Genomic DNA, 26,356 nt, shown 5'->3' with positions numbered 1-26,356 from the left:
CCCGATCCGGCAGCCGCGCCCGCGGGCCGTGCGCCCGCCGCGCAGCCCGTGCTCACTCCGTCAGCGCGCCCTCGGCCGTCAGTTCGCCGATCCAGCGTTCGGCCGCCCGGTAGGCCGCTGGCATGTCGCCGGCCCGTTCCGCCGCCACCATCTCGGCCAGCCGCGCACGCTTCTCCGGCGTATCCTCGGCGATCTCGGCCAGCACGTCGGCCAGCCGCGCGTAGTCGTCGCCGACCGGGCAGACATCCTGGCAACGACGGCAGCCGGTCACCACGCCGGCGCCACGCAGGATCGACTGCCACAGGTAGAACTGGTCCTTGGAGCGCAGCATCGCCTTCTTCTTGGCCGGGTCCGGCTCGTCGATGATGCGGCCGATGTGGTCGGCGAGCGCGTGGAAGCCGTGCGGCGAGCGGTAGGTCTGGCAGGCCTCCCAGTCGCGGTCGAAATGGCGGATGACATCGCCCGGGCATGCCGAGAGGCAGCGTCCGCACGAGGCCCCCAGGCACAGCGCCTCGGTGCGCCGGGTGTCGGCCTCCAGCGGCGCCGACGTGAGCACCGCGGTGAGGATGACGCGCGGCCCGTACTCGGGCGTCAGCAGCATCTGGTTGAGGCCGAGGGTGCCGAGACCGGCCTCCACCGCCGCATGGGGAAGCGAGAGGATCGGCCCGAGGGCGGCGCTCGCATCGCCGCGATAGTCCAGCGGATCCACGTGGGTCGGCGGCACGATCAGGGCCGGATAGCCCTGGTCCTCCAGCCACAGCACCAGCTCCAGCGAGACGGCCTCGATGGCGGTCAGCGCCAGTTCGTCGTTGTAGTATTGGTGGCGCTCGTCCCAGCGCGGCAGCCGCGTGGTGCCGGCCGACAGGCGCTTGCCCAGCACGATCACCCGGTCGGCGTCGTAGTCGGAAATGTCCATCGGCCGCTTCGGGCGGGACGGATCCGGCGGGTTCTGGTTGAGCGCGGCGGAATCGGCGATGCCGACGAGATCAGCGCCGAGCGCGCGGGCCTTGTCCTTGACGTCCGCGCCGGTGATCGGCTCCTGGAAGACGGTGACCATCTGGCGTTCTCTCTCAGCGCTCGGCGTCTGGGTCGGTGGCGACATCGGCTGCCACGGCCGCTTCGGCATGGGCGTCGGCGCGGGCCTTCTGCGCCGCCTTGAAGGCCTGCAGCTGGCGGGCGACGAGGCCCTGGTAGCCGTCCTCGCCCACCCAGCGGCGGTTCCACTCGTCGAGCCCGGCGATCGGTTCGCCCGCCTTGCGCGCCTCCTTGAAGGCCTTCGCCTTATCGACCTTCTCCGGAGTCTTTTCCGGGATCACCTTCTGCGGGCCGGCCAGGTGTGCATGGTAGTCGTTGCCGACCGGGCAGACGGCGAGGCAGCGCGGACAGTCGCCGAAGGATCCCACGACGCGCAGCAGCCCCTGCCAGAAGCCGTAGATGTCGCGGCTTTCCACGATCTCCTTGCGGCGCGCATCGTCGTCGGTGTCGATCATCTCCTCGAAGACGCCCAGCGACGTCATGAAGCCGAATTCCTGGGCGGCGGTGGCGCAGGCGCGCTTGTCGATGCCGAAGTGCTTCACCGCGTCGGTCGGGCACGAATAGAGGCAGCGCGAGCAGGATTCGCCGATGCAGACCTGCTCGGTGATGCGCTGGTCCGGCTCCAGCTCCAGTTCGGTCAGGATGCCGGTGAGGTAGATGCGCGGCCCGAACTCCGGCGTCAGGATGTTGACCTCGAGGCCGAACGTGCCGAGCCCGGCTTCGATGCCCAGATGACGGGTCGACAGCCGGCCGTAGGAGGCGGTCTTCAGGTCCCAGTCGGTTTCCTGGGCGGCGGTGACGAACGACGGGTGCCCGTCCCGCTCCAGCGCCTCGGCGAGCTTGTGGGCGATGATGTCCATCCGCCGCAGCACGAGCATGTCCATGTACTGGACCGCCGCCGACGCCTTGGCGCGGAACACCGCCACCGGAATGCGCGAGATGATGACGATGACGCTCTTGCAGTGGGGCGAGATGCGCTCGGGCGTCTGCGGCCAGCGCGGATCCGGCGGGAACGCGTTCAGCGTCTTCGCGCTGGCGATGCCGACAAGATCGGCCCCGAGTTCCATGGCGAGCGCTTTGACGGCGGCGGAATCCATTCAAGCCCTTTCGCTGGATCCGGCGCGCGGACCCGGAGCACACTCTGGAACCGTTATGATGTCGGCCGCAGCCCCCGCTGACTAGCCCGATCGCGCCCCTCTAGCCCAATTCGGCCCGCTGCAATAGATTGCGCCAGATCGCACAGGATCACGGCAGGCTTGGCCGGTGGATTGGCCTCGAAAGCCGCCTTGCGACCACGGGACCGGAGACCGGAAAGCGCATGACCGTCCTGAATCCGCCCCAGCCCTTTTCGGCCCACGCCGCCGTCGAAGGCGCCTCGCCCGGGCTGGCCAGGCGGCACGTGGCGCGCTTCTTCCGCACACACGACCTGACGACCGCGACCGACCTGCCGGGCTTCCGCCACAGCCATGCCAGCGTGGGCGGGCTGTCGCTGAACCATCTCACCTATGGCACCGAGACGGTGATCGGGATGCCGCCGCTGCGCGACTTCTACATGCTGCAGTGGACGCTGGAGGGGGCAGCGACCTACCGGCAGGAGGGCCTCGAACAGACGGTGCGCGCCGGCGGCCTGTTCGTCGTCAACCCCGACCGCCGCACCGAGAAGACGTGGGACGCTTCCTGCACCCAGCTGATCGTGCGGCTGGACCGCTCGCTGCTGGACACCGCGGTCGCCGGATGGCGCGCGGAGGAGACCGGCCGGATGCCGGAGGCCGATCGGACGGCGCTCGAACCGGTGCTGTTCGCGCCGTCACCCACCGTCGAGGAGGCCCGCACCGCGAGCCTGTTCGCCTTCCTGAGGGCGCTCGCCGGCGATGCCCGCGCGGGCGACGTCGGCTGGGCCCATCCGCGGCTGGCGGAACGGGCCGGCGCGGTCCTCGCCGACCTGATGCTGACGGCGCTCGACCATTCGGCCGGCGGGTGGCTGATCCATGCCGGATCGGCCCGGCCGCAGGCGCTGTCGCGGGCGGAGGAGTTCATCAAGGTGCACGCCCGCGAGCCGCTGCGCCTCGACGACATCGCCGAGGCGGCCGGGGTCAGGCCGCGCACCCTGCACAAGGCGTTCCAGCACCATCTGGGGCTGACGCCGATCGCCTATGTGCGACAGGTGCGGCTGGATCTCGCCCGACGTGACCTGATGGAGGCGGCCCGCAGCGGCCGCACGGTGACCGACGTCGCCACCGACTGCGGCTTCGACCACCTGAGCAAGTTCGCGGGAAGCTACAAGGCGCGCTACGGCGAGAGCCCGTCCGAGACCGTGCGCCGGTTCCGGACGGGCTGAGACCCGGAGGTCAGGCGTGCGCGATGCCGTCCGCCGTCTCGCCGGCGGCGAAGCGGTGGAAGAGCGCCCCGACCAGCCCGCCGAGCAGCGACCAGGACAACAGCGTCGTCATCAGCGCCGCCACCACGAAGCGGTGCTCCAGCGCCTCCGGCACGGCGGTCTCCATCTCGGCGAGCATCGGCGCACCGATCAGGTGGGGGACGGCGAAGAGGACCACGGCCGCGGCGGCGGCCAGCGGCGAGCGGACGAAGGCGATCAGGCCGAGGCTGACGGCGGTTGCCACCACCGTGCCGATCCACCACGCCTGGCGCGCGCCGAGCTCGGCCGCCGGCATGCCGGGAAGCTCGGGCGGAAGCCCCAGCGCCGGCGCCCAGGAGAAGATCACGAAGCCGGCGAGCCCCCAGAGGAAGCCTTCGCGCCAGGTGATCGCGCGCCGCGACAACACCAGCCCCGCCGTTAGCAGCAGGCCGAAGCCGACCTGGGTTATGACGTTGAAGAGCGTCGTATAGGCGGTGCGCTCGAGCCCGTCGGCCGGCGCCCAGAAGGCCGGCTCGTGGTGGGCGGCCGCCTCGGTCTCGGCGGGCGCGGCGCCATGGTCGCTGCCGGCGGCGCCGTGGTCGTGTGCGGCTTCCCCGCCGTTCTCGTAGACCTCGGCGGCGAGGATCAGCGGCACGGTTCCGAAGTGCTGGACGACGGTCACCGCGAGGCCGACCAGAAGGCCCGCGAGGACGGCGGTGAAGACGATGGGACGGAAAATGGACATGAACGGCTCCCTGTGGCCGCCTTGCGCGCCGAACGCACCCTGACCGTCTCCACCCCGGATCATCCGAGCGCGGAAACAGGCTCAAGCTGCTCGCCCGGGACCCGTTTTCGCACGACCGGGCGTCATCGCCCGACCGGGAAGGCCTCCGGAGCGTCCGGCCGCACGGCCGACATCATGACATGAGAGACGCCGGTCCGCACGGGGCGTCCGGACGTCAGGAAAATCTCAGACCCGGTCGGTGACCGGATGTCAGTGACAGGGGAAAGCGTTCGAATGCCGCATGTCGTGGGCGGCGTTGTGCACGGCGGGCAGCTGGGTGAACCCGGCCACGCCGATGACGAACACGCCGAGGAGCATCGCCGACAGCGCCTGGACGACGGCACTGGACGAGCGGGAGACGCGGATGGAAGAGGAAGAGGCGGAAGCTGAAGTCGGGGACATATTGACCCTCCCGGTCAAGCATGAGCAAGGACGGGCCGGACGGACGTCCGGCCAGTGTCGCGCTTGGCAGGTCTCCTGGCTTGCGGGTCACCATCTCCGTTCAGCCTTCCCGGCCAATGGCCAGTGGCAGAAACGAACGGACACTCACCGCTCACAGTTGCGGGGGCAGCCACGGTCTCGGCCCCTTTTGGGTCGTCCTCACCGTGTTCCCTTTTCATCCCGGGGACTCTCGTCCCGCGAGAACCAACGCACCAACGAGATAAGCCGGTGCGCCGCAGCATGTCAATCGGAGCGGGGGTAAACGGCGCGTCTGAGATCGCGGCTGGTGAGGTGAAACCGGGCGTCGGAAGGCAGGCCTGCCCTGGCGATCTTCGCCTCGGCGGCAGCCCGGAAAAGACCGTGGTTGGCGGCAAAGAAGGCCATGCAGGATTCGGCTGTGGCGGGGCCGTCGAGCAGCGCGCGGAAGGCGAGTCGGTGCACGAGGGCGGCCCCTGCCCCGACCGCGAATTCCAGCGCGTCGAGGTCCGTGCGCCAGACGGCGGCGCGGTCCCCGCCGGTCTCCGTCACCGGTCGCAGCGATAGAGGCGGATGTCCGGATCCCCCTTCCAGGAGAAGTACACCTTGCCGCCGGCCGTCTTGCCGAACAGCGTCGCGCTTCCCGCCGCATCACCCTCGTCGGTGCACTGGATGCCTTCGACCCGGAACATCCCGTCGGCGCGGGAGCGGATCTCCTTGACCTTGCACTCGAAGGGACCGATCGCCACCCGCGACTTGGAGATCTCGGCGTCCATCCCCTGGCAGCTCGGCCCGGTGGAAAAGTGGCCGAGGAATTCCTGGGCGTGCGCCGGCACGGCGAAGAGGAGCAGCGTAAGCACGGACAGGCGGGCGATCATGGGCGAGGCACCTCGTGGCTGGCGGGGTGCCGACGGACGGGCCCGCTATTTTTCAACAAAGGCCTTTTCGATGACGAAATGGCCGGGGTTGGCGTTCGACCCCTCGTCGAAGCCGCGCCCCTCCAGGAGCTTTCCGCAGTCTGCCAGCATGCCGGGGCTGCCGCACAGCATCACCCGGTCGGCCTCCGGCGACAACGGCTCCAGCCCGAGGTCGGACGTGAGCTTGCCGGTCTCGACCAGCTCGGTGATGCGGCCGCGGTGCTTGAAGGGTTCGCGCGTCACGGTGGGATAGTAGAGCAGCTTGTCGCGCACGACGTCCCCCAGATAGGGGCTCTCGAGCAGTTCGGAAACGATCTTCTCGCCGTAGCCGAGTTCGCGCACCTGGCGGCAGCCGTGGACCAGCACGACCTTGTCGAAGCGCTCGTAGGCCTCCGGATCCTTGATGACCGACAGGAACGGCGCCAGGCCGGTGCCGGTGCCGAAGAGGTAGAGCGTGCGGCCGGGCAGCAGCGCGTGCTGGACCAGCGTGCCGGTGGCCTTCTCGCCGACCAGGATCGGGTCGCCCACGGCGATGTTCTTCAGCCGCGAGGTCAGCGGGCCGTTCGGCACCTTGATGGAGAAGAAGGACAGCTCCTCCTCGTAGTTGGCGCTCGCCATGGAATAGGCGCGCAGCAGCGGCTTGCCGTCCACCTTCATGCCGATCATCGTGAACTGGCCGTTCTCGAAGCGGAAGGTCGGGCTGCGGGTGGTGGTGAAGGAGAACAGCGAATCCGTCCAATGGGTGACGGAGAGGACGCGTTCTTCGTTGATGGCCGCCATCAATCTGTCCTTCTGGTCGCGCGGGCCGCTCGCCCGCTGTGGCCGTCCGCCGCCCTGCCCGGGCTGTGCGGTGCTCTGGCCGTCATGTCGTGGCCCGCGCGCGGGTCCCGGGACCCGCGCAGGCGTGGTGCGCTTGTAGACCGTGCTGCCCGCGCCTGAAAAGGTAAGTCATGCTTCCGCACGGGGTGGTCAAGGGCAAGTTTTACTCAATGCCCGTCCGGCAACCTGGGCGCAAGAGGGCTCGGATGTCCTTGCGCCATCTCAAGTCCCTCGCCGAAAGGCGCCGCGAGACGCGCCGGACCGTCGATATCGGGCCGCGTCTTACCCCGGTCACGATCTCCGGCTTGAAGGGCTGCCGTCCCGCCACGGCATACGGCGGGGCGCCCCTGATCCGGGCCGGCGCCCTGCCGCCCCGGCACCCGCAAGCGACAAAGGATCCTTCATGCGCGCTCCCGGCCTCGGCCTTCTCACCCTGCTCGTTCTCGCCGGCCCTGCCCTCGCCCTCGAACTGCCGGCGCAGGATCGGGCGGCGCTGGAGACGCGCGTCGAGACCTTCGACACGGCGATCCGCGCCAACGACACCGACCAGATCGTCGACGTCGTGCCGCCGAAGGTGCTGGCATTCATCGCCGACAAGGCCGGCGTGCCGCTCGACAAGCTGAAGGAAGGGCTCGCCACCCAGATCGAGCAGGCGATGGCCGACGTCACCATCGTCTCGTTCGGCATGGACCTGGACACGGCCGAGGTCGGCGAGAGCGCCACCGGGCGCACCTATCTTCTGGTGCCGACGCATACGGTGATGCAGGCAGAAACCGTCGGCAAGGTCGAGACGAAGACCCACACGCTGGCCTTCGCCGATGGCGGGAAATGGTACCTCGTGCGTCTCGACAACGAACAGCAGAAGGCGATCCTGAAGGAAGCCTACCCCGAGTTCGCCGACATCACCTTCCCCGAAGGGACGATCGAGATCGTCGAAAAGAAGTAGTCCGCCGCTCCCCCTGCGCGCCCGGGCCCCCTTCCGGGCATGCCTCCCCGGACCGGCCGTTCGCAACCCTGCACCTGCGGTCGCAAGGGCGCCCAAACCGCGTGCCGAGCGCGGGATGCCCGCGCACCGCGTCAGCCGGTCCCCGATGGGCAGCGCCGTGCGAATGGAATCGCCCTAAATCACGAATGTGCTAAAATGCAACGATAGATAGGCCCTCCCAGCCGAAAGACGCGTGCCGAAGTCAGACATCGAAGCTCTCTTGTGACGCGGGAGACTTGCACATGCCACGGCGCTCCATTTTCCTCGTTCTCGCCTCCACCTTCGTCGCGTGCCCGGCGCTCGCCCAGGACGCGGTGACCACCGACGCCGGCACGATCGAGGCGTCCCAGGTCGAGCGCTTCTTCAAGCAGCCGGGCTATTCCCCCTACGCGGGGCGCGACTTCCCGACCCGCCCGCTGTGGGGAGAGCAACATCTGCACACCTCGTGGTCGCCGGATGCCTTCGCTGGCGGTACACGCGTCGGCCCGGACGAGGCGCTGCGCTACGCCAAGGGGGAGGAGATCACCTCGAACACCGGCCAGCGGGTCAAGCTTTCGCGCCCCTACGACTGGATGGTGGTCGCCGACCATTCCGACGCGCTCGGCGTCGTCGCGAACATCTACGGCGGCGACCCGGCGCTTCTGGCCGATCCGGTTCTCAAGGGCTGGCACGACGGCATGAAGAAGGGCGGCGACGCGGCGACTGCCGTGGTGATGGAGATGATCATCCTTCAGGGCGCGGGAAAGCTTCCCGCCGCGATGACCGACAAGGACACCCAGTTCGATATTTGGCGAAAGATGACGGAGATCGTCGAGAGCCACGACGATCCGGGCACCTTCACCGCCCTGATCGGCTACGAATGGACCTCCAACTACGGCGGCGGCAACAACCTCCACCGCAACATCATCTACCGCGACGGCAAGGCGCTCGCCGACCAGGTCCGGCCGCTGACCACCTTCGACACCGAGCTCCCGAACAAGCTCTGGGACTGGATGGAGTCCTACGAGGAGACCACCGGGGGGCGGCTGCTGGCCATCCCGCACAACGGCAACCTGTCGAACGGCCTGATGTTCGCGACCGAAACGCCGGACGGCAAGCCGATCGACGCCGACTGGGCCATCCGGCGCAACAAGTGGGAGCCGCTCTACGAGGTGACCCAGAGCAAGGGAACCTCCGAACAGCATCCTTCGCTGGCGCCGGCGGACGAGTTCGCCGACTTCGAGATCTGGGACAAGGGCAACCTCAACGTGATGCCCAAACAGCCGGGCATGATCCAGTACGAATACGCCCGCGAGGCGCTGAAGCGCGGGCTGAAGCTGGAGGACGAGCTCGGCACCAACCCGTTCAAGTTCGGGCTCGTCGGCTCCACCGACGATCACACCGGCATCTCGTCGGCGGAGGAGAACAACTTCTTCGGCAAGTTCCCGGCCAGCGAGCCGGGACCGGAGCGCTCGACCGGCAACGCCTTCGACTTCGAGGGCCGCACGGTGAAGGACTGGCAGCTCGGCGCCTCGGGGCTCACCGCCGTCTGGGCGAGCGAGAACACCCGCGCCGCGATCTGGGACGCGATGAAACGCAAGGAGGTGTACGGCACGACCGGCCCGCGGATCTTCGTGCGCTTCTTCGGCGGTTGGGATTTCGTTCCCGAGGATGCGCTCGGGCGCACGCCGGCCACGATCGGCTACGCCAAGGGCGTGCCGATGGGCGGAGACCTGACGCCGCCCACGCAGCCCACCGGGGCGCCCAGCTTCCTGGTGGCCGCGCTCAAGGATCCGTTCTCCGGAAATCTCGATCGCATCCAGATCATCAAGGGCTGGGTCGATGCGGACGGCGGGCTGCAGGAGAAGATTTTCGATGTCGCCTGGTCCGGCGACCGCACCCCCGACGCCGACGGCAAGGTGCCGCTGGTGGGGAACACCGTGGACGTTGCGAACGCCACCTGGACCAACACGATCGGCGCGCCCGAACTGATCACCGTGTGGCAGGACCCGGAGTTCGATCCGTCGCTCAAGGCCTTCTACTACGCCCGGGTGATCGAGATCCCGACGCCGCGCTGGACCGCCTACGACGCGGCCTATTTCAAGGACGCCGACTTCCCGGCCGACGCCACCATGGAGGTCACCGAGCGCGCCTACACCTCGCCGATCTGGTACACGCCGGCAATGTAGTTCCCTCGTCCTGCGGGACGGCCGAGCAACCGCCCCGACCTTCTCGTAAGACGGATGACCAGGGAACAAATACTTGATGGCCGTCAAGTCCTTCCTCAGATCGCCGCTGGTGCACTTTTTTGTCCTCGGAGCCTGTATTTTCGGGGCTTATCGACTGATCGACCCGAAGCCCGCTGTGTCGCCCGCCGATGCGATCACGATGAGCCGGGATGACGCAACGCGCCTGGTCGCCCAGTTCAACTCGGCATGGAACCGCCCTCCCAGTGCGGAAGAACTGAAAGAGCTCATGCACAAGTGGGCCACGGAAGAGGCCCTGATGCGCGAGGGGCTGACATTGGGCCTGGACCGCGGCGATCCGGTCATCCGGCAGCGGGTGGTCTTGAAGATGCAGTTTCTGGCAGAGTCCGGCGCTTCAACGCAGAAGCCCGATGATGCCCAGTTGCAAGCCTATGTCGATGCAAACCCCGACAGGTTTGAGCAGCCAGCCGAGGTCGCGTTCTCGCAAGTCCTGCTGTCGCCGGCCGAGGATCCCGTCGCGATAAAGGTCGCACTCGATGGCGGCTCCAACCCAGCGCAAATGGGCGAGGTCGGCTTGCTGCCGGCGTCGATGCCAATGACGCAGGTTCCGGTCATAGGCCGGATTTTCGGAGCGGAGTTTGCATCGGCGCTTGCCAAACTGCCGGTGGGTGCCTGGCAGGGGCCGGTCAAGAGCGGCTATGGCCAGCATCTGGTGCGTGTGACCGGACGTAGCGCCGCCCGGCTCCCGCCGCTTTCGGAAATTCGCACGCTCGTCGAACGCGAGTGGCGCGCGGATCAGACCAGGCAGACGCGAGAGGCGTTCGGAAAGCAATTGCTCGGCCGCTATACGGTCACGTTGCCGCCGGCCGAGGAGGTTCTGGGGAAATGACCCGCCTCGTCTTGGCTTTGTTCCTCACCTTCAACGCGTTGCTGCCCTCGGCGGTGTCCGCGCATGCACTCGATCCCGGTTACCTCAACCTCGAAGCGCTGGGCCAGGACCGCTGGCGCGTCACATGGCGGGTGCCCGACGTGGGGGGCAGCCCGATGGCGCTTGCCGCGCAGCTGCCGGATGGGTGTTCCGGCGCGCCCCTCGCTGCGGCGGCGTTCGACGGGCGCGCCTGGCTGACTTCGTGGATCGTGACCTGCCCCGGCGGGCTGTCGGGGGGCAGGATCGGCATCGACGGGCTGGACAGGACGGGCACCGACGCGCTGGTTCGCTACGAGCCCGAGCCGGGCAAGACCCAGGTCCGCCGGCTCACCGCGACCGAAACCGCCTTCGTCGTCCCGGCCGACGCCGACGTACTGGAGGTGCTCACCAGCTACGTCGTGCTCGGCATCACGCACATCCTCGAAGGTGTCGACCACCTGCTGTTCGTGCTGTGCCTGATCCTTCTGATCCGCACGCCGAGCGGCCTCCTGTGGGCGGTGACGGCCTTCACGCTTGCCCACAGCATCACGCTTGCCGCCGCCGCGCTCGGACTGCTGAAGATCCCGTCGCCGCCGGTGGAGGCGGTGATCGCTCTGTCGATCGTCTTCCTCGCCTACGAGCTGGCCTTGCCGCCGGAGCGGCGCGATCCGCTCACCGACCGGTTTCCCTGGATCGTCGCCTTCGGCTTCGGGCTGATCCACGGCCTCGGATTTGCCGGCGCTCTGCGCGAGATCGGGCTGCCGGAAGGCGACGTGCCGCTCGCCCTGTTCGCCTTCAATGCCGGGGTGGAACTGGGGCAGCTCATGTTCATCGCGGTGGTGCTCGCCGCGGGCTTCGCGGTGCGCGCGATGATCCCCGTACTCACGGCGCAAGGGCCGCGCTGCACCCGGGTGGCGAGCTACGCCATCGGCAGCACCGCGGCCTTCTGGGTGATCGACAGGATCAGCGGCTTCTGAAAAGGGCCGCCCCGGTCGCCCGGTGGGGCTGGTCCGGAGGCCTCGTGCAACGCGGTCAATGGCCGCCATGCCCGGCAGGGCTCACGCGTCCGCACAGCCCACGGACGGCCCGGGCCTTCGGACTCAACGGCTTCAGGTCAGCCGGGAATTCCTGGGGGATTGGTGGAGCCGAGGGGAATCGAACCCCTGACCTCTGCAGTGCGATTGCAGCGCTCTCCCATCTGAGCTACGGCCCCCGGGGCTTCGCGAGGCGTCTGGCCTCGGAAAGCATCGCGGATGTAGGGTGCGCCGGCACCTCGTGTCAAGGCACTTGGATGCCCCCGCGCCACCGATCCACCGAAGCCGGTGCCCGCGCGCGGCCGGTCAGTAGACCCGGTGCCGGATCGCTCCCCCCTCGACGGCGCGCTGCACGTTGTCCCAGGCGGTCCGGAACAGGCTCGCCCACGCCTGCCGCGTCACGCCGCCGATGTGGGGGGTGAGAATCAGCCGGTCGGCGGCGTCCCCGTCGAGGGCGAACAGCGGATGGCCGGCGGCCGGCGGCTCCTCGGCGTAGACGTCGACGGCCGCTCCCGCGATCGCGCCGGCCGACAGCGCCGCCGCCAGCGCGTCCTCGTCGACGATGCCGCCGCGCGAGGCCTGGATCAGCACCGCGTCGGGCTTCATCGATGCCAGCTCATCCGCGCCGATCAGCCCTCGGGTGGCCGGCAGCAGCGGCACGTGCAGGGTGACCACGTCCGCGCTGCGCAGAAGCGTCGCCAGGTCGGTGCTCTCGGCGCCGATCGCCGCCGCGCCGTCGGGGTCGCGCGGCGCCGGGTCGAAATAGAGGATGCGGGCGCCCATCCGGTGGAAGCCGCGGGCGACGTCGAGGCCGATGGTGCCCAGCCCGACGACGCCGACGGTGAGCTCGCCCAGGCCGCGCGGCAGCGCCGTGACCAGTTCGGCGCGGTGGGCGGCATAGCGGCCCTCGCGGAGCGCGCGCGTCGACTGGGCAAACCGGCGCAGCAGCACCAGCGACGTCGCGATGGCGTATTCAGCGAGCGCGTCGTTGCTGCCACCGGGCACGTTGGCGACGGCGATGCCGAGCGCCTCCATCCCGGCCCGGTCGAGCCGGTCGACGCCTGCGCCGGTCACCTGCACCAGACGCACGCTGCCTGCCTCGAAGAGCGAGGCGGCGAGCGCCGGGCCCACCGCCGGGATCAGCACCGCCCTCGCCGACGCCACGAGGGCGGGCACATCCTCCGCGTCGGGCGCGCGATACGCGACGGCGAGGCCTTCGGGCGGTGTCACCCCGACCTTCAGGAAATCGGCTTCCGGCCGCAGGCAGACGACATCGCAGCTCATTCGGCAGTTCCCCCTCGTTGCGGTCCCGGCGACGCCGGATCGGCCGTGCGGCCGCTTGGATGGCGGGCCATCGAAGCCGCCCGTCCGCCCCGCGATCGCGCTATGATCCGGGCGATTCGAGACCTGCGGGAGGGCCCGTGGACCGCGCACCCTCCGCTTTTCTGTCCGGCTGTTTTGCGGATGATCGCCGCAATGCGCGCCGACGCCTCCGCCCGCGGCACCGATCCGGTCGCGGCGTTCCGACGTAGACCGTATGACCGTAATACCGGTCTTCCTGCCGCTCCCGCAAGGCCATTCCGGTCGCGGGACCGGCGGATCGGCCGAAGCGCCCTCGTTCGCAGTCGCAGGTGACCATGCCGTCCGATCCGTCTCCCGCCTCCCCGTCCGCCCCGACACACGGATCCTTTCTCGAGGGCCGGGACCTCCGGATCGTGCTCATCGGCGTGATGCTGGCGATGTTCCTGGCGGCGCTCGACCAGACGGTCATCGTCACCGCCCTGCCGACGATCGCCGCGGACCTCGGCGACGAGGCCTACCTGCCGTGGGTCGTGACGGCCTACATGCTGATGGCGACGGCGACGGCGCCCCTCTACGGCAAGTACGCCGACATCCGCGGCCGGCGGGTGGCGCTGTTCCTGGCGCTCGGCATCTTCACGGTCGGCTCCGTCGCCTGCGCGCTGTCGCCGACCATGCTGGCGCTGGTGCTGGCGCGCGCCCTGCAGGGCCTGGGCGCCGGGGGCCTGATGGCGGTGCCGATGACGATCGTGGCGGACGCCATCCCGGCGCGCGATCGCGGCCGCTACCAGGGCTACATCACGGCGGTCTATGCGCTCGCCAGCCTGGCCGGGCCGGTCATCGGCGGCACGCTGACCGACTTCTTCGACTGGTCGCTGATCTTCTGGATCAACCTGCCGCTGGCGGCGGTGGCGGCGGTGATCGGCTGGCCGGCGCTGGGACGCCTGCCCCGCCACGAGCGGCCGCACCGGCTGGACGGCATTGGCGCAGTGCTGCTGATCGCCGCGACGGTGACCATGCTGCTGCCGCTGACCTGGTCCGGCAACAGCCACGGCTGGCTGTCGTCGACGACGCTGACGCTGTTCGGCACGGCGCTGGTGCTGTGGGGGCTGTTCGCCTTTCGGCTGCGGGTCGCACCCGAGCCGCTGGTGCCGGTCATCATCCTGCGCAACCCGGTGGTGGCCACGGGGGCCATCGCCGCCTTCTTCTCCACCGGCAGCTTCATCGGCCTGACCGTGGTGACCCCGCTGCTGTTCGAGACGCTGCTGGGCTACTCGCCGAGCCAGTCGGGCCTGGCGGTCATCCCGCTGATGATCGGCGCCGTCGTCGGGGCAACGGTGGCGGGCCACGGCATGTACTACCTGCGCCGCTACAAGCGCGTCGCCATCATCGGTCTCGCGTGGGCGGTGGTCGGCATGGCGGTGATGGCGTTCGGCTTCCAGCACATGTCCGGGGCGCTGCTGTCGGCGGCCCTCGGGCTCGTCAGCCTGGGCATCGGCACGGCCCTGCCGGTCACCATCGTGGCCATCCAGAACGCCGTCGAGCCGCACCAGATGGGCACCGCCACCGCCTCGTCCACCTTCTTCCGCCAGTTCGGCGGGGCGATCATGGCCGCCGTCTTCGGCGCCATCCTGCTGACCGCCGCCGGACAGGACGCGAGCATCGAGAACCTCGGCCGGCAGATCGACGACCCGGCCGGACTGGTGTCGGCCTTCCGGTGGATCTTCGCGGTCGCCGCCGTCACGCTGTCGGCGGCGCTCGTCGCGCTCATCAAGCTGGAGGAACGGCCGCTGCGCGGACGGAGCTGATCGCCGCGGCCGGGCGCGCCCGACCGGAGACAGTCCTGCGCCCTGCCGCGCGGCTCAACCCAGCAGCCGGCGGACCTCCTCGGCGGCCTGGCGGGTTTCCACGCGCATGCGCGCCTCCGCCTCGTCCGGGTCGCGCGCCTTGATGGCGGCGATCACCGCCCGCAGATTGTCGACCGTCTCGGCCGAGCGTCCGCCCCGACGGTCCGGGTGGCTGAGCCCCAGCGCACGCCAGCGCGAGATGCGCGCGTGTAGCGTGTCCAGCATCTGCGCCAGCGTCGGCGACCCCGCCCCCTCCGACATGATCCGGTAGAAGGCGTTCTTGGTTTCCAGGATCGTCTCGGTCTCGCCGGCGGCGTAGGCCTTCTCGACCGCGTTCAGCTCGCCCTCCAGCCGCGCGACGTCGGCCTCCGAGGCGTTCTCGGCGAACAGGCGGGCGGCGAAGCCCTCCATCACCGAGCGGATCTGGTAGAGGTCGTTGGCCTCCGCCTTGGTGAGTTCGCGCACGATCGGGCCGCGGTTCGGAACGATCGCCACCAGCCCCTCGGTCTCCAGCTGCCGCAGCGCCTCGCGGATGACCGTTCGCGACACCGACATCATCGCCATCAGCTCCCGCTCGGTCAGGCGATGACCCGGCGCCAGCCGGCCGGCGATGATGGCGCGCCGCAGCCCCTCGACGACCTGAAGCCGCAGCGGCGCGACCGCTTTCACGATGTCGATAGCGTTGGTGTCTTCCACAGCCACTGCGTGTCTCCTTCGGCTGATTGACCGCTTCATAATACGGTATTATGGTATGCTTCAGTCAGACCATGACCCTAGCCTTAGAGCATCCCGCATCCCGGTGGAATCACCGGCATGCAGAGTTTGATATTTGTACGCAAAAGGCCGGGACAACGGCCGGAACGGGCGACCGGACGCATCCGGCGCCCGACAATCGATCGGGGAGCAGACGATGACATCCAAGCCGGTGAAGATCGGGATCGTGGGACTGGGCCGCTGGGCCAAGGTCCTGACGCGGGCAGCCCAGACCAGCGACAAGTTCGAAATCGTTGCGGGCCACAGCCGCTCGGAAGAGAAGCGGTCCTCCTACGAGGCCGACTTCGGGATCGCCACCGTGGCCTCGCTCGACGAGCTGCTGTCCAACCCCGAGATCTCCGGCTGCATCCTGACGGTGCCGAACGAACAGCACCTGCCGGTGGCAGAGCAGGTCGCCGCGGCCGGCAAGCACATCTACACCGAGAAGCCGATCGCCAACACGCTGACCAACGGCCTGAAGATGGACGCGCTCCAGAAGCGCCACAACATCCGCCTGATGGTGGGCCACAGCGCCCGGCTCCTGAAGGGCACGCGCATGATCAAGGCGGCGATGGACGCCGGCGAGCTCGGCCGCGTCGCCTTCATCGAGGCGAACTTCTCCAACGAGCGCGCGCTCGAGCTGACGCCGTCGACGTGGCGATGGTACCGCGACAAGGCGCCGGGCGGCCCGCTCTCGCAGCTCGGCATCCACCAGTTCGATGCGCTCCACTATCTGGGCGGCGAGATTTCCGAGGTGTCTTCCATCGCCTCGAAGCTGTCGCCGGTGGGCGCGGAGGTCGACGACCAGTCGATGACGCTGATGAAGTTCGCCGACGGCAAGGTCGCCTATGTCGGCTGCTGCTGGACCTCGCCGGGCATCTACTCGATCCGCGTGTTCGGCTCGAAGGGCCTGATGCACTACGAGCTCGACTTCAGCAGCTGGGACGACCCGTCGAACCTGCACGAGACGTCCACGCTGTACATCCAGCGCGGCAAGGACGGCTACGGCAAGCGCGAGGTCATCGAGATGCCGAAGGCGAACATGTTCGTCGACGAGCTGGAGATGTTCGCGGAGGTCTGCCGCACCGGCGAGATCAAGGAGCTGTCGGCATCGGACGGCAACGTGGCGCTGGCCGTCGTCTACGCGGCGCTGCGCTCGGTCGACCGCAACGGCGCCCTCGTCCCGCTGTCGGACGTGATGGACGAAGCCCGGGCCGACGTCGCAGCCGAGCGCGACGCCGCCTGATCGGACCAATCCCGAGGCCGGATCGGCGTGCGGGGCTGAACCGCCCCCCGCCCCGGCCCCGGACACCCAGGAGAACGGTACCGGCATGACGGCGTCCGCACCCGGCGCGCTTCCCACGCGCTATTTCATCGAACTGACGCAGCCCGAGATCGCTGCCCAGCTCGCCAAGAACCCGCTGGTCATCCTGCCGGCCGGCAGCGTCGAGCAGCACTCCAACCACCTGCCGACGGGCACCGACATCTACGCGGCCAACGAGGTCTCCCACGCGCTCGCCGAGCGGATGGACGGCCTCGTGCTGCCCGGCGGCCCGCTCGGCGTCACGCCCATGCACATGCCGTTCGAGGGCACCATCTCCCTTTCGCCGGAAACCTACATGCAGGTGGTCAAGGACACCTGCATCTCCACCGCCCGGCACGGCGCCAAGCAGCTCCTCATCGTCAACTGGCACGAGGGCAACAGCGCGCCGCTGGCGCTGGCGGCGGAATCGCTCCACCGCGACCACGGCCTGTCGGTGGTGACGGTACAGGCCTGCTACGTCGCCGCCGACCTCTACGGTCCGACCTGCGGGGGACTGACCCACGCCGGCGAGATCGAGGCGCTGGCGGTGCTCGCCCACCGGCCCGACCTCGTCCACCTGGACCGGGCTGAGGACGGCAGCAACAAGACGCTCGGCTCGAAGATGGACAAGCTGCGCCGCAACCGGAACTATCAGCCGGTGCTGACCGACATCCGGTCGATCGAGCCGCGCGGCTGGTACGGCGACCCGAAGCCGGCGACCGTGGAACGCGGCCGCCAGATGATCGTCGACATCGCCGACACCATCGCCGCCGAGGCGCGCGAGATCTTCCGCCAGCTCGACAGCGTGCAGGGCGGCGGCACCCGCGTGGCCGACCTGAAGAAGACGGCCTGACACGCCGCATGGGACCGGTGCGGACGCACCGGCGGAGGGACACGGACATGGCCAAGGTGATCCGCCTCGAGGATGCGCCGCAGGTCGGCCTTGCGGGCCGCAGCGCGCGCGAGATCGTCTGGGGCGGCAGCGGCTCGGCCCAGGTGACGTTCCGCCGCGTCGAGATCCCGGTTCCCGACCCCGGCGCGAAGCCGCGCACCCAGCACCTGCACCAGGGCTACGAGGAGTGCATCCACATCCTCTCCGGCCGCGGCGAGATGCGGGCCGGCAGCGGCACGCGGCTTCCGGTCGGTCCCGGCGACACCATCCTGGTGCCGGCCGACGAGCCGCACGCCACCAGCAACACCGGGACCGAGCCGCTGGTGATGCTGTGCTTCTTTCCGGTGCCCGACATCCGGCCCGGCACCGTCGAACTCGGATGACGGGGGCGAGGTCCGAGGCGGCGCCAGCGGCCGGACGGATCCCCGTCACGCTGCTGACCGGCTTTCTCGGCTCCGGCAAGACCTCGCTCCTGAACGCCCTACTCTCCGACCCTGCCCAGACAGGCATCTTCGTCATCGTCAACGAGGTCGGCGCCGTCGGCCTCGACCATCTGCTGGTCGACCGGGCGCTCGACGGCGCGGTGGTGCTGGAGAACGGCTGCGCCTGCTGCGCCGTGCGGGGCGACCTCAGGAGCACCCTGATGACCCTTTCCGAGCGCGTCGCGGCCGGGGCGCTGCCGCCGCTCTCCCACGTGGTGATCGAGACGAGCGGCCTGGTCGACCCGGGTCCGCTGGTGTCGCTCTTCACCGCCGACCCCGGGGTGCGCCAGCGCTTCGACTTGCAGGCGGTGGCCACCACCGTCGACGGGCTGCACGCCGACGCCGACCTCTCCGCCCACGAGGAGGCGCGCCGGCAGGTGCTGTTCGCCGACCGGGTGATCGTCACCAAGGCGGATCTTGCCGACACCAACCGGCTGCAGATGCTGCACGCGCGGATCGCTGCGCTGAACCCGACGGCGGAGATCGTCGTGCGCGACGCGGAGACCGACCTCGCCGCTGCGCTTCTGGCGCCCGCGCGCGCAGAAACGCGCATCGAACGCAGCGTTTCGGCTGCGCACGCGCACGGCGCGCGCACCGTCGTGCTGGAGCGCACCGACAGGCTGCCGTGGCCCCCGCTTGCCGACTGGCTGGCCAGCGTGCTGTCGCTGCGCGGCGACACGATCCTGCGCGTGAAGGGGCTCGCCTGGGTGCGCGAGACCGACCGGCCCATCCTGGTCCAGGCCGTCCATCACCGGCTCGCCCCGCCGGCCCGGCTGCCGCGCTGGCCGGACGAACGCCCGGCGACCCGGCTCGTGTTCATCGCATCCGGGCTCGACGCGGACCTGCGGCCCGGGATCGAGGCGAGCCTCGCCCGCGCCTGTCCGCCGCCGGCCCCGCCGCATCATGCTCTCAGGGAGGAGACGACCACCCATGGCATCGCTTGAAGCAAGCAACATGCGCATCATAGGCCACAACCGCCTGGGCGGCTACGGCGGGCTGGGCGAAGGCATGTCGATCCAGATGACCAGGGACGGACGCCGCATCATGTGGCTGGCGCACGAGGGGCCGCCGAAGAACTTCACCGGCGTCGACGTCAGCGATCCGCGCGACCCGAAGGTGGTCGTGCAGACCGACCTCGCCCACAACCGGATGCGCTCCAACTCCCTCGACGTGGTCGGCGATCTGCTCGCCGTCGCCTACCAGACGCTCGGAGAGAAGGGCCTCGGCGATCCCGGCCTCGACATGACGCCGGCCGGCATCGAGCTGTTCGACGTGTCGGTGCCGGAGACGCCGAAGCGGGTCGCCTTCTACGACTGTTCGGGGCCGCACTCGATGGGCGTCCACCAGCTCTGGTTCGTCGACGGCGAGACGATCCACTTCTCCGGTGGCGCGCCGGACTTCAAGCCGCGCGACCGGCGCGACTGCCAGTTCTACCGATCCATCGACGTGCGCAACCCGTCCAAGCCGGTGGAGATCGGGCGCTGGTGGTATCCGGGCGTGCGCGAGGGCGACAGCGCCCCGCCGCCGGCCCGCCATCCCCGCTTCGACACGGCGTTCCGGGCCCACAACACCAACGTCTATCCGGACCGGCCGGACCGGGCCTACGTCTCCTATCTCGACGGCGGGATGTTCATCCTCGACATCTCCGATCCCGCCAACCCGAAGGAGATCAGCCACTGGAACCCGCATCCGCCGTACAACGGCTTCATGCACACGGTGCTGCCGCTGATCGACCGCGAACTGCTGATCGTCACCGACGAGTCCATCAAGAACGAGGCCGCCGACTGGCCGAAGATGACCTGGGTGGTGGACGCGCGGGTGGAAACCAATCTCGTGCCGATATCCACCATGCCGCTGCCGCCGCTGGCGGACTTCGGCCATCGCGGCGGCCGCTTCGGCTCCCACAACGTCCATGAAAACCAGCCGGGGCCGTACAGCTTCCGCTCGGAGACGATCATCTTCGCGGCGATCTTCAACGGCGGCATCCGCATCTACGACATCGCCGATCCGCTGCAGCCGAAGGAAATCGGCTTCTGCGTGCCGCCGGCGCCGGAAGGCTCGCCGGTGGGGTGTTCGCAGATGAACGACGTCTACGTGGACGAGCGCCGGATCGTCTACGGCGCCGAGCGCTTCACCGGGGGCCTCTACTGCATGGAAGCCGACTTCTAGTTCCCGGCGACCCGCGGCCTCTCTCTGGCCCTCCTCGGAGTCAGAGGGGCAGCGCCAGCGTCGCCGCAGTGCGCGCCGGTGCGGCCGGCAAGCCCGAACCGGCCCAGAAGGCGATGGCCTCCGCCGGCAGAGTGGCACGCAGCGTCGCGATGGGATCGCGCGCGAGATCGCGGCCGTCGATGCGGGCAATCTGGGTCGGAAACCGGATTGCGCCGACGTCGAGCGGGCTGCCGTGGTCGCCAAGCTCCACCGCCAGCACCGCCGCGCCCGTCCAGAACGCGAACGGCACCAGCCGATGCCCGCCGGCGGTCGGCAGGTGCGCGAGGGGCAGCGGCAGCCAGGCCGCGAAACGCAGATCCTCGGGCCGGTAGAGGCCGTGGAAGCCGGCGAGCTCGGCCGCGATCGCGTCCCGCGACCGGGCGATCTCGTCCATCACGAAGGCGAAATAGCCGTCGACGAAGGCACGCATGGACCGCGACCAGGGATCGGACAGCGCCGCTAGACGCGCCCGCAGCGCCTCCGCCTGATCGTCGGCAGAGAGGACCCCTGGTGCGCCGTCGATCCCGACCACGCCGCTGGAAAGGCGGAGCGGTCCGTGGCCGGGCTCCGCCCGAAAGCAACGACCGGCGGTGTGGGGATCGGCGGACAGCCGGGCCGCGCCGAACGGGATGACCGCCCCCGACGGAAGGGCCGGATTGCCTGCGGAAGGATCGCGCCCGGTCATCTGCCCTCCTGCCCGTCTGGCCCTTTCGCCGAAGCCTGGACCCTGGTGCGGCCGGCCCCGATCACGGCTTGAGATCGAACAGCCCGGCCGTGCGGGTGACGAGCCGCCGGTGCAGCGCCGGCAGCTTCAGGGCCACCCCCATCGCCTTGGGGCCGAGCCTGCGCATCACCCCGCCTTCGCTGGTGGCGAAACGCTGCATGCGATCGCTTTCCTTGAGCACCGTGGCCGCCTTGCGCCAGCGCCACGTCGCCCATTCGGCGACACGGCCGGCGCTCAGGAAGCGCGCGAAAGTGACCGCATCCTCGATGCCGAGATTCATGCCGCGCCCGCCGGCCGGCGAATGGATGTGCGCCGCATCGCCGGCCAGCCAGACGCGCCCCTTGCCCTGGGTGGCGACGTGGCGATGGCTGACGGCGAACTCCGCGCTCCAGTGCAGCGCGCCCAGCTGCCAGGCCGGCGGCGCCAGATCCAGCACGTTCGGCACGTTGGAGATCAGCCGGTGACGGCCGCTCGCGATCGGCACGCGTAGCAGCATCGGCCGGCCCGGATCGAGGCGCAGTTCGCCCCACTCCATCGACGCCCCGTCATGGATGTCGATATCGGCGAGCGACCACTGGAACGGATAGGCCTCGCCGGCGAAATCGAGCGACAGCGCCTTGCGGACGGTGGAATGGGCGCCATCGGCGCCGAGCACCCAGTCGTAGCTTTCCTCGTGCCGGTCGTAGCCATGCGTCGTGGTGACGTGCACCCGGGCCGCGTCCTGGTAGAGCTCGCTCACCCGGGTGCCGCGCTCGACCGAGATCCCCTCGAAGGCCAGATGGTCGTCGAGGATCGCCTCGGTCTCGCTCTGGGGAATGCCGAGGATGAAGTTGAAGGGATGCCGGAGCCGCGTCATGTCGACGGTCGCAAGGGTGGAGTAGCCCGCGACCAGCTTCAGCCCGTCCAGGCGCACGCCGGCGTCGATCAGGTCGGCGGCGACGCCGAGGTAGTCGAGCAGTTCGAGGGTACGGGCGTTGACCACCGCCGCGCGCGACTCGCTCGACGGCTCGGCCGACTGGTCGACGATGCGCACGTCGAAACCGGACCTGCCGAGCGCCAGCGCCGCTGAGAGACCCACCGGACCAGCACCGACGACCAGCACTCGCTCCGCCTTGGCCATGATCACCGTCGCTCCATCGTTCGCCGTCCCCCCGTGCGCCAAAGATGCGGGCGCGCTGGGCAGGGGATCGGTCTGTCACACAAATTCGGGCGGGAAAAGGTCGCCCGGCCGGGAGACCGGCGCGGTCGGGATAATCTGGGATGGCGCCGCGGACCGCAGCGCGGCGGACGATGGCATCAAGGCGACGCGGAAGGCAACCATCGGCATGGCTCCCGACGCACCTCGCTCAGCCCAGCAGCAACAGCAGCAGCGGGACCAGCAAGGCTGTCAGGAAGCCGTTCAGGCCCATTCCGAGCCCCGCGAAGGTGCCCGCCAGCGGCGACAGCTGAAACGCCCGGGCCGTGCCGATGCCGTGCGCGGCGACGCCAGCCGCAAGCCCCTTCGCGCCCTCGTCGCGAATCTTCAGGAGGCCCATCAGCGGGGTAAGCAGGATCGCCCCGATCACGCCGGTGCAGATGACCAGCACGGCCGCAAGGCTGGCGATGCCGCCCAGGCGCTCGGCGATGCCCATGGCGATGGGCGTGGTCACCGACTTCGGCGCCAGCGAGACGAGCACGTCGTGCGGCAGCCCGAAGGCGTAGCCGAGCGCCAGCGCCGATCCGACCGCCGTGACGGACCCGGCGGCGAGCGCCACCAGCAGCGGCAGGAGCGCGCGCCGCACGTGCCGGATGTTTTCCACGAACGGGATGGCGAGCGCGACGGTGGCCGGCCCCAGCAGGAAATGCACGAACTGCGCGCCCTCGAAGTAGACGGGATAGGCCGTGCCGGACAGCCGCAGGCAGATCACCACCAGCGCCGTCGCCATCACCACGGGGTTGGCGAGGGGCGCGTAGCCGAACCGCGCGGCGATCCGGTCGGCGAGCAGATAGGCGACCAGGGTGACGGTGAGCCAGAGGAGCGGCTTTTCGGCGAGGTAGACCCAGAGGCTTTCCACCGGCGTCATCGCTCGTCGTCTCCCACCCGTCCGCCGACCAGCCGGAACACCAGCGCGGTGACCGCCATCGCGAGCGCCGTGGAGACGACGAGGATCACCGCCAGCGCGACCCCGTGTTCGGCCAGCAGCGGCCCGTACTGCACGACGCCGACGGCCGCCGGAACAAACAGCAGCGACAGGTTGCGCAGGATGCCGTGGGCGACGGGCGGCAGGAAGGAAGGGATGCCGCGAACCGAAAGCGCCAGCGCCAGCAATGCCGCACCGACGACGGGGCCCGGCACCGGCGCGCCGATCAGGCGTACGGCGATTTCGCCCGCCAGCTGGCAGACGAGCAGGATGGCGAGTGCGTTGATCATCTGTTCGTCATGTCTTGCCCAAAGCCGCCCTCATCTTGACACCGGGGCCGGTTGACCGCGTTGTCCGGATCAGCGGATTGGTATAGGCGACATCGAGCCCACAGAGATCAAGGCCGGAGACTCGATCCGTCCGCAAGATCTGCGCACGATGTGCTGGACGCTGCCAGAGGGGGATGGCCTGCCGATGTTCGACAAAATCCTGATCGCCAACCGGGGCGAGATCGCCTGTCGCATCATCCGCACCTGCCAGCGCCTCGGCATCAAGACGGTGGCGGTCTGCTCGGAAGCCGACCGCGACGCGCTACACGTGGAGATGGCCGACGAGTTCGTGCTGATCGGTCCGCCTGCCGCCTCCCAGTCCTATCTGCTGATCGACAAGATCGTCGACGCCTGCCGCCAGACGGGCGCCCAGGCCGTCCATCCGGGCTACGGCTTCCTATCCGAGCGCTCCGCCTTCCCGCAGGCGCTCCAGGCCGCCGGGATCGTGTTCATCGGGCCGCATGCCGACGCGATCGACGCGATGGGCGACAAGATCACCTCGAAGATCAAGGCGAAGGAAGCCGGCGTCTCCACCGTTCCCGGCTCCGCCGGCATCATCGCCACGCCCGAGGAGGCCGTCGAGGTCGCCCGCGAGATCGGTTTCCCGGTCATGATCAAGGCGTCGGCCGGCGGTGGCGGCAAGGGCATGCGCGTCGCCAAGACGGTCGACGAGGTGGCCGACGGTTTCGCCCGCGCCCGCTCCGAGGCCGCCTCCTCCTTCGGCGACGACCGCGTCTTCATCGAGAAGTTCATCGTCAACCCGCGCCACATCGAGATCCAGGTGCTGGGCGACAAGCACGGCAACGCGATCTTCCTGGGCGAGCGCGAATGCTCCATTCAGCGCCGCAACCAGAAGGTCGTCGAGGAAGCCCCCTCGCCGCTGTTCGACAAGGACGATCCGGTGCGGACCCAGATGGGCGCCCAGGCGGTCGCGCTGGCCAGGGCCGTCGGCTACGATTCCGCCGGCACGGTCGAGTTCGTCGCCGGCCAGGACAAGAGCTTCTACTTCCTGGAAATGAACACCCGCCTGCAGGTGGAGCACCCGGTCACCGAGCTGGTCACCGGCATCGACCTCGTCGAGCAGATGATCCGCGTCGCCGCCGGCGAGACGCTGTCGATCGCCCAGGAGGACGTGAAGCTGGACGGCTGGGCCATCGAGACGCGCCTCTACGCCGAAGACCCGTTCCGCGGCTTCCTGCCCTCCACCGGCCGGCTCACAACCTATCGCACCCCCGCCGGCGAGGTGCTCGGCGATTCCAAGGTGCGCGTCGACACCGGCGTCGTCGAGGGCTCGGAAATCACCCTCTTCTACGACCCGATGATCGCCAAGATGGTCACCCACGCCCCCACCCGGCTGGGCGCGATCGACGCCATGGGAGAGGCGCTGGACCGCACGATCATCGAGGGCATCCGCCACAACATCCCGTTCCTGTCGGCGCTGATGGCGCATCCGCGCTGGCGCTCCGGCGAACTGTCGACGAACTTCATCGACGAGGAATTCCCGGAGGGCTTCGCCGGCGGCGAGCTGGACGCCACCGCGAGGCGGGTGCTGTGCGCCGCCGCGGTTTCCGCCGAGCTGGCCAGGGCCGAGCGCTACCGTCGCCTCCCCGACCAGATGCGCCGTGTCCCCGCACCGCTCAACACCGAGTGGACCGTCGACATCGCCGGCGAGCAGCTCCCGGTGCGCGTGACCGAGGGCACACCCGGACTGCCGATCTCGCTCGGGCTGGTGATCGGCGACGATGCCGAGCCGGTCACCGTCACGTCGGACTGGCGTCCGGGCGATCTGCTGTGGACGGGCATGGTGGGCAACCTGTCGGTGTCGGTGCAGCTTCAGTCGGCCCTCAACGGCTACCAGGCGACATGGCACGGGGTCTCCACCGAGGTGCGTGTGCTGCGGCCGCGCATCGCCGAGCTGGACGCGCTGATGCCGGAGAAGATCGCGGCGGACACCTCGAAGTTCCTGCTGTGCCCGATGCCGGGGCTGGTGGTCTCCATCGAGGTCGCCGAGGGCCAGGAGGTCCAGCCCGGCGAGACACTGGCTATCGTCGAGGCCATGAAGATGGAAAACGTCCTGCGGGCCGAGCGCCTCGTCACCGTGAAATCGGTCAACGCCGCGAAAGGCGACAGCCTTGCCGTTGATGCGATCATCATGGAGTTCGAGTAAGGTCCCCTCCGACCACCCTTCCAGTACCCCATTCGCGGAGTGTCGCGCCGATGCGCCTGACGTTCGCCTACGGTGCCAATCTCGACCCCGCAGGCATGCGCCAGCGCTGCCCGTCGGCCAAGCCGCTCGGCCACGCGAGCCTGGAAAACTGGCATTTCCGGATCACCATCGACGGCTATGCCTCGGTCGCGCCGCGGCTCGGCTCCACCGTGCACGGGGTGCTCTGGCAGATCTCCGCGAAGGACGAAGCGGCCCTCGATGCCTACGAGGAGGTGGCGAGCGGCCTCTATCGCAAGACTCATTTGCCGGTCCGCGGAACAAAGGGACCGGTTCGCGCGCTCGTTTATGTCGGCCGCTCGCAGACTTCGGGCCGCCCGCGCAGAGGCTATCTCGACAAGATCGTCCTGCCCGCGGCCCGTGCGTGGGGCCTGCCGCCGACCCATCTATGTGAACTGGAGTCCTGGCTGCGGCCGGGATAGCGCGAAAGGACATCGCCATGAGCGATCGCAGCGTTCACGTCGTCATTGCCGGCATGTTGCAGGGGGTCGGCTACCGCTCCTGGCTGGCGCAGATCGCCGACAGCTACGAGCTGGGTGGCTGGGTCCGCGACCGCATGACCGGAGAGATCGAGGCCGTGTTCTCCGGACCGAGCGAGGTCGTGGCGGAGATGATCGCCGAATGCCGCAAGGGACCGCCTGGCTCGAACGTCACCTCCGTCAGCGTCCAGGAATACTCCCACACCATCAACACGCCGTTCGAGGTGCGCGAGACCAGCTGAACGGTCAGCCGGGC

27 protein-coding genes, 1 tRNA gene and 1 riboswitch are annotated in these 26,356 nt (G+C 69.4%); of the genes, 14 read left to right on the top strand and 14 right to left on the bottom strand.

Annotated features, from left to right (window positions below):
• Window positions 1–52: 52 nt before the first annotated feature.
• Together AB7M35_RS20925 and AB7M35_RS20920 are read right to left on the bottom strand one after the other, a co-directional pair.
• Window positions 53–1,057, bottom strand: a complete 1,005-nt coding sequence (locus AB7M35_RS20925) for a hypothetical protein (protein WP_453962430.1) — start codon at window positions 1,055–1,057, stop codon at window positions 53–55.
• 13 nt (window positions 1,058–1,070) lie between these two features.
• The gene (locus AB7M35_RS20920) at window positions 1,071–2,132 is read right to left on the bottom strand and encodes a hypothetical protein (RefSeq protein WP_453962429.1); all 1,062 of its coding nucleotides are present in this window, start codon (window positions 2,130–2,132) and stop codon (window positions 1,071–1,073) included.
• A 221-nt stretch (window positions 2,133–2,353) separates the two neighbouring features.
• On the opposite strand from AB7M35_RS20920, the gene AB7M35_RS20915 reads away from it, so the two are divergent.
• Window positions 2,354–3,373 (top strand): AraC family transcriptional regulator, encoded by a 1,020-nt coding sequence (locus AB7M35_RS20915; RefSeq protein ID WP_453962428.1) that lies wholly within the window; start codon window positions 2,354–2,356, stop codon window positions 3,371–3,373.
• 10 nt (window positions 3,374–3,383) lie between these two features.
• Here AB7M35_RS20915 and AB7M35_RS20910 read toward each other — a convergent pair whose 3' ends face one another.
• From AB7M35_RS20910 to AB7M35_RS20890, 5 genes are all read right to left on the bottom strand, one after another.
• Window positions 3,384–4,136 carry a CbtA family protein gene (locus AB7M35_RS20910; RefSeq protein ID WP_453962427.1) on the bottom strand — a complete coding sequence of 251 codons (753 nt, stop codon included), beginning with the start codon at window positions 4,134–4,136 and terminating at the stop codon, window positions 3,384–3,386.
• Between the two features lie 249 nt (window positions 4,137–4,385).
• Complete coding sequence (locus tag AB7M35_RS20905) at window positions 4,386–4,577, bottom strand: CbtB domain-containing protein (RefSeq protein WP_453962426.1); 192 nt, start codon at window positions 4,575–4,577, stop codon at window positions 4,386–4,388.
• A gap of 47 nt (window positions 4,578–4,624) precedes the next feature.
• A riboswitch (cobalamin riboswitch) is annotated at window positions 4,625–4,840 on the bottom strand.
• A gap of 19 nt (window positions 4,841–4,859) precedes the next feature.
• Entirely contained in the window at window positions 4,860–5,144 is a 285-nt protein-coding gene (locus AB7M35_RS20900; protein WP_453962425.1) for a hypothetical protein, read from the bottom strand.
• Window positions 5,141–5,470 carry a hypothetical protein gene (locus AB7M35_RS20895; protein WP_453962424.1) on the bottom strand — a complete coding sequence of 110 codons (330 nt, stop codon included), beginning with the start codon at window positions 5,468–5,470 and terminating at the stop codon, window positions 5,141–5,143. Before AB7M35_RS20895 ends, AB7M35_RS20900 begins: the two co-directional genes overlap by 4 nt.
• Before the next feature lie 45 nt (window positions 5,471–5,515).
• The gene (locus AB7M35_RS20890) at window positions 5,516–6,289 is read right to left on the bottom strand and encodes a ferredoxin--NADP reductase (RefSeq protein WP_453962423.1); all 774 of its coding nucleotides are present in this window, start codon (window positions 6,287–6,289) and stop codon (window positions 5,516–5,518) included.
• Window positions 6,290–6,731: 442 nt separating this feature from the next.
• On the opposite strand from AB7M35_RS20890, the gene AB7M35_RS20885 reads away from it, so the two are divergent.
• From AB7M35_RS20885 to AB7M35_RS20870, 4 genes are all read left to right on the top strand, one after another.
• On the top strand, window positions 6,732–7,274 hold the full coding sequence (locus AB7M35_RS20885) for a hypothetical protein (protein WP_453962422.1): 543 nt from the start codon (window positions 6,732–6,734) through the stop codon (window positions 7,272–7,274).
• Window positions 7,275–7,555: 281 nt separating this feature from the next.
• The gene (locus AB7M35_RS20880) at window positions 7,556–9,481 is read left to right on the top strand and encodes a DUF3604 domain-containing protein (RefSeq protein ID WP_453962421.1); all 1,926 of its coding nucleotides are present in this window, start codon (window positions 7,556–7,558) and stop codon (window positions 9,479–9,481) included.
• Between the two features lie 76 nt (window positions 9,482–9,557).
• A complete protein-coding gene (locus AB7M35_RS20875) occupies window positions 9,558–10,388 on the top strand; it encodes a peptidylprolyl isomerase (RefSeq protein WP_453962420.1) in 831 nt (276 codons plus the stop codon).
• The gene (locus tag AB7M35_RS20870; RefSeq protein WP_453962419.1) at window positions 10,385–11,383 is read left to right on the top strand and encodes a HupE/UreJ family protein; all 999 of its coding nucleotides are present in this window, start codon (window positions 10,385–10,387) and stop codon (window positions 11,381–11,383) included. The genes AB7M35_RS20875 and AB7M35_RS20870 overlap by 4 nt, the downstream gene beginning before the upstream one ends.
• A 160-nt stretch (window positions 11,384–11,543) precedes the next feature.
• Here AB7M35_RS20870 and AB7M35_RS20865 read toward each other — a convergent pair.
• Both AB7M35_RS20865 and AB7M35_RS20860 read right to left on the bottom strand, forming a co-directional pair.
• Window positions 11,544–11,619 (bottom strand) — tRNA-Ala (locus AB7M35_RS20865).
• A 127-nt stretch (window positions 11,620–11,746) separates the two neighbouring features.
• Window positions 11,747–12,724: an NAD(P)-dependent oxidoreductase gene (locus tag AB7M35_RS20860; protein WP_453962418.1), complete on the bottom strand. Its 978-nt coding sequence runs from the start codon at window positions 12,722–12,724 to the stop codon at window positions 11,747–11,749.
• Window positions 12,725–13,155: 431 nt separating this feature from the next.
• On the opposite strand from AB7M35_RS20860, the gene AB7M35_RS20855 reads away from it, so the two are divergent.
• Window positions 13,156–14,547, top strand: a complete 1,392-nt coding sequence (locus AB7M35_RS20855; protein ID WP_453962417.1) for an MDR family MFS transporter — start codon at window positions 13,156–13,158, stop codon at window positions 14,545–14,547.
• A 54-nt stretch (window positions 14,548–14,601) separates the two neighbouring features.
• Here AB7M35_RS20855 and AB7M35_RS20850 read toward each other — a convergent pair whose 3' ends face one another.
• Entirely contained in the window at window positions 14,602–15,288 is a 687-nt protein-coding gene (locus AB7M35_RS20850; RefSeq protein ID WP_453962416.1) for a GntR family transcriptional regulator, read from the bottom strand.
• A gap of 208 nt (window positions 15,289–15,496) precedes the next feature.
• Between AB7M35_RS20850 and AB7M35_RS20845 the strand changes: the two genes are divergently transcribed.
• The 5 genes from AB7M35_RS20845 (at window position 15,497) to AB7M35_RS20825 (ending at window position 20,185) form a co-directional block, all read left to right on the top strand.
• Entirely contained in the window at window positions 15,497–16,585 is a 1,089-nt protein-coding gene (locus tag AB7M35_RS20845; protein ID WP_453962415.1) for a Gfo/Idh/MocA family protein, read from the top strand.
• 85 nt (window positions 16,586–16,670) lie between these two features.
• Window positions 16,671–17,495, top strand: a complete 825-nt coding sequence (locus tag AB7M35_RS20840) for a creatininase family protein (protein ID WP_453962414.1) — start codon at window positions 16,671–16,673, stop codon at window positions 17,493–17,495.
• A gap of 47 nt (window positions 17,496–17,542) precedes the next feature.
• A complete protein-coding gene (locus tag AB7M35_RS20835; RefSeq protein WP_453962413.1) occupies window positions 17,543–17,917 on the top strand; it encodes a cupin domain-containing protein in 375 nt (124 codons plus the stop codon).
• Window positions 17,914–18,960 carry a CobW family GTP-binding protein gene (locus tag AB7M35_RS20830; RefSeq protein ID WP_453962412.1) on the top strand — a complete coding sequence of 349 codons (1,047 nt, stop codon included), beginning with the start codon at window positions 17,914–17,916 and terminating at the stop codon, window positions 18,958–18,960. Before AB7M35_RS20835 ends, AB7M35_RS20830 begins: the two co-directional genes overlap by 4 nt.
• Window positions 18,947–20,185 carry an LVIVD repeat-containing protein gene (locus tag AB7M35_RS20825; protein ID WP_453962411.1) on the top strand — a complete coding sequence of 413 codons (1,239 nt, stop codon included), beginning with the start codon at window positions 18,947–18,949 and terminating at the stop codon, window positions 20,183–20,185. The genes AB7M35_RS20830 and AB7M35_RS20825 overlap by 14 nt, the downstream gene beginning before the upstream one ends.
• Window positions 20,186–20,225: 40 nt before the next feature.
• Here the strand turns inward: AB7M35_RS20825 and AB7M35_RS20820 are convergent, their stop codons facing one another.
• The 4 genes from AB7M35_RS20820 to AB7M35_RS20805 all read right to left on the bottom strand — a co-directional run bounded on the left by AB7M35_RS20820 (window position 20,226) and on the right by AB7M35_RS20805 (window position 23,358).
• A complete protein-coding gene (locus AB7M35_RS20820; RefSeq protein ID WP_453962410.1) occupies window positions 20,226–20,909 on the bottom strand; it encodes a hypothetical protein in 684 nt (227 codons plus the stop codon).
• A gap of 61 nt (window positions 20,910–20,970) precedes the next feature.
• The gene (locus tag AB7M35_RS20815; protein WP_453962409.1) at window positions 20,971–22,068 is read right to left on the bottom strand and encodes an FAD-dependent oxidoreductase; all 1,098 of its coding nucleotides are present in this window, start codon (window positions 22,066–22,068) and stop codon (window positions 20,971–20,973) included.
• Window positions 22,069–22,294: 226 nt separating this feature from the next.
• Window positions 22,295–23,011, bottom strand: a complete 717-nt coding sequence (locus AB7M35_RS20810; RefSeq protein WP_453962408.1) for an LrgB family protein — start codon at window positions 23,009–23,011, stop codon at window positions 22,295–22,297.
• On the bottom strand, window positions 23,008–23,358 hold the full coding sequence (locus AB7M35_RS20805; protein WP_453962407.1) for a CidA/LrgA family protein: 351 nt from the start codon (window positions 23,356–23,358) through the stop codon (window positions 23,008–23,010). The genes AB7M35_RS20810 and AB7M35_RS20805 overlap by 4 nt, the downstream gene beginning before the upstream one ends.
• Before the next feature lie 184 nt (window positions 23,359–23,542).
• Between AB7M35_RS20805 and AB7M35_RS20800 the strand changes: the two genes are divergently transcribed.
• The 3 genes from AB7M35_RS20800 to AB7M35_RS20790 are packed head-to-tail and all read left to right on the top strand — an operon-like array spanning window position 23,543 to window position 26,342.
• Window positions 23,543–25,564, top strand: coding sequence for an acetyl-CoA carboxylase biotin carboxylase subunit (locus AB7M35_RS20800; protein WP_453962406.1), 2,022 nt, complete (start codon window positions 23,543–23,545; stop codon window positions 25,562–25,564).
• A gap of 50 nt (window positions 25,565–25,614) precedes the next feature.
• A complete protein-coding gene (locus AB7M35_RS20795; protein ID WP_453962405.1) occupies window positions 25,615–26,043 on the top strand; it encodes a gamma-glutamylcyclotransferase family protein in 429 nt (142 codons plus the stop codon).
• A gap of 17 nt (window positions 26,044–26,060) precedes the next feature.
• Window positions 26,061–26,342 (top strand): acylphosphatase, encoded by a 282-nt coding sequence (locus tag AB7M35_RS20790; RefSeq protein ID WP_453962404.1) that lies wholly within the window; start codon window positions 26,061–26,063, stop codon window positions 26,340–26,342.
• Window positions 26,343–26,356: the final 14 nt, after the last annotated feature.

Source organism: Amorphus suaedae, assembly GCF_053629675.1.
Note: the sequence above shows the minus strand (reverse complement) of the source record. Positions and strands in the feature narration are given on the sequence as shown.

Coding starts and splice junctions, on each gene's coding strand:
- AB7M35_RS20925 (WP_453962430.1), bottom strand. CDS start 1,057: ATGGTCACCGTCTTCCAGGAGCCGATCACCGGCGCGGACGTCAAGGAC.
- AB7M35_RS20920 (WP_453962429.1), bottom strand. CDS start 2,132: ATGGATTCCGCCGCCGTCAAAGCGCTCGCCATGGAACTCGGGGCCGAT.
- AB7M35_RS20915 (WP_453962428.1), top strand. CDS start 2,354: ATGACCGTCCTGAATCCGCCCCAGCCCTTTTCGGCCCACGCCGCCGTC.
- AB7M35_RS20910 (WP_453962427.1), bottom strand. CDS start 4,136: ATGTCCATTTTCCGTCCCATCGTCTTCACCGCCGTCCTCGCGGGCCTT.
- AB7M35_RS20905 (WP_453962426.1), bottom strand. CDS start 4,577: ATGTCCCCGACTTCAGCTTCCGCCTCTTCCTCTTCCATCCGCGTCTCC.
- AB7M35_RS20895 (WP_453962424.1), bottom strand. CDS start 5,470: ATGATCGCCCGCCTGTCCGTGCTTACGCTGCTCCTCTTCGCCGTGCCG.
- AB7M35_RS20890 (WP_453962423.1), bottom strand. CDS start 6,289: ATGGCGGCCATCAACGAAGAACGCGTCCTCTCCGTCACCCATTGGACG.
- AB7M35_RS20885 (WP_453962422.1), top strand. CDS start 6,732: ATGCGCGCTCCCGGCCTCGGCCTTCTCACCCTGCTCGTTCTCGCCGGC.
- AB7M35_RS20880 (WP_453962421.1), top strand. CDS start 7,556: ATGCCACGGCGCTCCATTTTCCTCGTTCTCGCCTCCACCTTCGTCGCG.
- AB7M35_RS20875 (WP_453962420.1), top strand. CDS start 9,558: ATGGCCGTCAAGTCCTTCCTCAGATCGCCGCTGGTGCACTTTTTTGTC.
- AB7M35_RS20870 (WP_453962419.1), top strand. CDS start 10,385: ATGACCCGCCTCGTCTTGGCTTTGTTCCTCACCTTCAACGCGTTGCTG.
- AB7M35_RS20860 (WP_453962418.1), bottom strand. CDS start 12,724: ATGAGCTGCGATGTCGTCTGCCTGCGGCCGGAAGCCGATTTCCTGAAG.
- AB7M35_RS20845 (WP_453962415.1), top strand. CDS start 15,497: ATGACATCCAAGCCGGTGAAGATCGGGATCGTGGGACTGGGCCGCTGG.
- AB7M35_RS20840 (WP_453962414.1), top strand. CDS start 16,671: ATGACGGCGTCCGCACCCGGCGCGCTTCCCACGCGCTATTTCATCGAA.
- AB7M35_RS20835 (WP_453962413.1), top strand. CDS start 17,543: ATGGCCAAGGTGATCCGCCTCGAGGATGCGCCGCAGGTCGGCCTTGCG.
- AB7M35_RS20830 (WP_453962412.1), top strand. CDS start 17,914: ATGACGGGGGCGAGGTCCGAGGCGGCGCCAGCGGCCGGACGGATCCCC.
- AB7M35_RS20825 (WP_453962411.1), top strand. CDS start 18,947: ATGGCATCGCTTGAAGCAAGCAACATGCGCATCATAGGCCACAACCGC.
- AB7M35_RS20820 (WP_453962410.1), bottom strand. CDS start 20,909: ATGACCGGGCGCGATCCTTCCGCAGGCAATCCGGCCCTTCCGTCGGGG.
- AB7M35_RS20815 (WP_453962409.1), bottom strand. CDS start 22,068: ATGGCCAAGGCGGAGCGAGTGCTGGTCGTCGGTGCTGGTCCGGTGGGT.
- AB7M35_RS20810 (WP_453962408.1), bottom strand. CDS start 23,011: ATGACGCCGGTGGAAAGCCTCTGGGTCTACCTCGCCGAAAAGCCGCTC.
- AB7M35_RS20805 (WP_453962407.1), bottom strand. CDS start 23,358: ATGATCAACGCACTCGCCATCCTGCTCGTCTGCCAGCTGGCGGGCGAA.
- AB7M35_RS20800 (WP_453962406.1), top strand. CDS start 23,543: ATGTTCGACAAAATCCTGATCGCCAACCGGGGCGAGATCGCCTGTCGC.
- AB7M35_RS20795 (WP_453962405.1), top strand. CDS start 25,615: ATGCGCCTGACGTTCGCCTACGGTGCCAATCTCGACCCCGCAGGCATG.
- AB7M35_RS20790 (WP_453962404.1), top strand. CDS start 26,061: ATGAGCGATCGCAGCGTTCACGTCGTCATTGCCGGCATGTTGCAGGGG.